This window comes from Mesorhizobium sp. M7A.T.Ca.US.000.02.2.1, from assembly GCF_003996995.1.
Taxonomy (GTDB): domain Bacteria; phylum Pseudomonadota; class Alphaproteobacteria; order Rhizobiales; family Rhizobiaceae; genus Mesorhizobium.
On record NZ_RZTT01000573.1, the window covers coordinates 1 to 3010 of the forward strand.

General features: G+C 61.8%; 3 protein-coding genes and 1 pseudogene. 1 reads left to right on the forward strand and 3 read right to left on the reverse strand.

The annotated features are described in order from the left end of the window. From EOD15_RS31775 to EOD15_RS31785, 3 genes and pseudogenes are all read right to left on the reverse strand, one after another. Positions 1-518: pseudogene (locus tag EOD15_RS31775) on the reverse strand (undecaprenyl-phosphate glucose phosphotransferase); the annotation flags it as partial. A gap of 94 nt (positions 519-612) precedes the next feature. After that, on the reverse strand, positions 613-1743 hold the full coding sequence (locus tag EOD15_RS31780; protein ID WP_127321730.1) for a glycosyltransferase family 4 protein: 1131 nt from the start codon (positions 1741-1743) through the stop codon (positions 613-615). Between the two features lie 10 nt (positions 1744-1753). Next, on the reverse strand, positions 1754-2317 hold the full coding sequence (locus EOD15_RS31785; protein WP_013532220.1) for a polysaccharide biosynthesis/export family protein: 564 nt from the start codon (positions 2315-2317) through the stop codon (positions 1754-1756). Positions 2318-2577: 260 nt separating this feature from the next. Between EOD15_RS31785 and EOD15_RS31790 the strand changes: the two genes are divergently transcribed. Further along, a partial coding sequence (locus EOD15_RS31790; protein ID WP_245463822.1) for a Wzz/FepE/Etk N-terminal domain-containing protein occupies positions 2578-3010 on the forward strand: 433 nt, incomplete at its 3' end.

The window sequence follows — 3010 nt, forward strand, 5'->3', positions numbered from 1 at the left end:
CGGATCAACTTCGACATCACCAGCCTGAGGCCGAAGATGAGAACGAAGCCGATGACGAACCAACTGCCGAACAATAGGCGCGAATAGTCCTGCGACATCTTCATGACGAATGCCGTCAGCGCCATCAGGGCGAAAGTGCCGGCCCAGACGAGCAGCACGCGGCCGAAATTGGCGATGGGCCGCATCAGGGCGACGATCTGGTAGCAGTCGGTGACGTCGAGCAGCACCACGGCAAGGAACGAGCCGGCTGCGATCGTCACCGGATATTGCCAGGCGAGATAGTTGAAGAATCCGACATAGTGGAAATAGACGGCGAGTCCCGACAGGAACAGCAAGCCGAATTCGACCATGCGCAGGACACCGCTGACCATGATCGGCGACATCGTATCGCGTCGGTATTGCGAGGCGACCTGGCGGGCGACATCGTTCATGCCGCTTGGCGTGTCGCCATCGGCCGGGCCGTCGAATTTACGCACCGCCTCTGCTGAAAAGCGGCGCGCGGGGTCGATCTCGTTCATGAGGGCTTTCCGCAAACTTCCCCACCGTCATAGCAAAAGAGAGCTAAGAAACCCTTGAAACAACGTATGGCTTTGGAACGGCTTGGCCCTGTGCCTACCTGTCGAGCGCGGCGAAATAGGCCTTCTCGATGTCGGCGGCCATCACATCGGCGCCGAAGCGTGCCTTGAGGTTGGCGTTATCGGGCATCAGGTCGCGATAGGCGACCGGGTCGGCCAGCGCCTGGCTCATCCTGTCGGCGAGCTCGATCGGGTCAGGTCGGATCAGGGCAGGGGAACCGGTGTCGAATATCTCCGGGATGCCGCCGACCGCGGTTGCGATCATCGGCTTTCCCGCGGCAAGCGTTTCCAAGACGATATAGGGCATGGCTTCGGCGCGCGAGGGAACGATGATAAGCGCGGCAAGGGCAAAGGCCTCCCTGGCCGGCATCGGCGGCAGGAAGCGGACATGGCGCTCGAGCCCGAGGCGTTTCACTTGCCCGTGGTAACGCGCAAGGTCGTCGCCGTCGCCGACCATCACCGCAGTCAGTGCGCGGCCGAACTGTGGGCCGGCGAGGGCCAATGCGTCGATGAAGATATCCGGTCCCTTCAGGTCGCGCATCATGCCGATATAAAGCAGGTCGGCTGCGTCGGGCTCGGTGATCACCGGCTCGAATTCAGTGGCGCGCAGGCCGTTATAGACGAGGGTGTTGGGGATGGGCGGCTCGCCGACCTTGTGGCGATAGGTCCGCCGCTCATAGTCCGAGACAAACAGCAGATAGTCGGTGAAGCGAGCCATGAAGCGCTCGAGCGCGAAGAACAGCTTTCCGATGACCGTGCTCTCGTCATAGTGGAGCGAGCCGCCATGCGGCGAATAAAGGCGGGCTACGCGAGACCTTGATACCCGCAACAATGAGCCGAACAGACGGGCATAGGCGCCACCCTTGGCGCCGTGCCCATGCAGTACGTCCGGCCGCAATTCCTTGATGATCCTGTATGTGCGCCAAGCCGAGGCAAGGTCGCCGGGACCGACATGGCGCTGCATCGGCGTGCGATGAATGCCGAGCGCCAGCATGCCCTTCATCTGCTCGAACAAATGTTCCTCGAACGCGCCGCCCGTCGTCGAATCGCAGACGATGCCGACCGAATGCCCGGCGGCGACCTGCGCCTCGGCCAGGTCGCGCACATGCCGGAAAATTCCTCCGACGGGTGAGCGAAAGCAATGGACGATCCTGAGCCTGTCCGCCACGTGGTGTCTGTCAGAACAGACGTTCGCGGACGTAGACCGTATCGCCCGGCAGCAGCGGGTCGGAGGTGACCACGCGGCCGGTCATCACCTTGCCGTTGATGTCGCGGGTGATGTCGACGCTTTCCTGGTTGGCGCGCGGCGTGAAGCCGCCGGCAATGGCGATCGCCTTCTGCACCGTCAGGCCGGGAACATAGGAATATTGGCCGGCGGCACCCACTTCGCCCATGACGAAGATCGGCCGGTAGCGGTCGATCTCGACCGAAACGTCGGGATCGCGCAGATAGCCTTGCCGCAATTTGTCGGCGATCTCCTTTTCCATCTGCTGCGCGGTGTGGCCGCGCGCCGGTATGGCGCCGACAAGCGGGAAGGAGAGATAGCCGGATTGATCGACACTGTAGGTGTTGGTCAGTCCGTCCTGCTCGAACACGGTCACGCGGACGCGGTCGCCGGCGCCAAGACGGTAGGGCTGATCGAGCACCTCATGGAAGGCGGCCGGCGTCGGCCGGTAGCTGGAACAGCCAGCCAGCATCGATACGGCAAGCAGCGCGCGAAACAGGGAAGCAGTGCTTTTCATGACCGGACAAGTACCTTCGACTGGGCCACTGCGGCGTCGCAGCAAACATCAGGGATCGAGGCCCGTTATCATCCTGTTAGGGTTAATGGCCGGTAAAGGGAGCGGCCGACACGTGGCGCATCGGCAAGAGTTTTTGTGATTCTTGGCGTTTTTGTTTGTGACCCGCCAGTAAACCCTAACGGAAACTTACCACGATCTTAACGGCTGAGTTACCATAGTTGTTTACGGTGCGTGCTGACCCAGTATCGGAGTAGGGATGCATGTCCGTTCAGTCCGCGGCCGCAGATGTCGATGTCGATCTCAGGCAGCTCTTCGCCAGCCTGGCGAGGAACTGGCTGCGTATAGTCCTCGTCGTCCTGTTGGCAACCGGGCTGGCCTTTGCTTTCGCCTCGCTGGCAACCCGGCACTACAAGGCCGAGACGCAGGTGGAGATCGCGCCGCGCGAATCCATCTACACGCGGCCGGCCAGCAACAACAACGACACCGACAGGCCAATTCTCGACGAGCAGGGCGTCGCCACCCAGGTCCAGATCATCTCCTCCAACGAAATCCTCAAGCAGGTCTCGCAAAAGCTTGGCCTGGAAAAACTGCCCGAGTTCAATGAAGCGCTCGACATGTCGGCGGTGAGCCGCGCTCTGGTCCTGGTCGGCCTGAAAAGCGACCCGATGGAAATTCCGACGGAAGAGCGCGTGC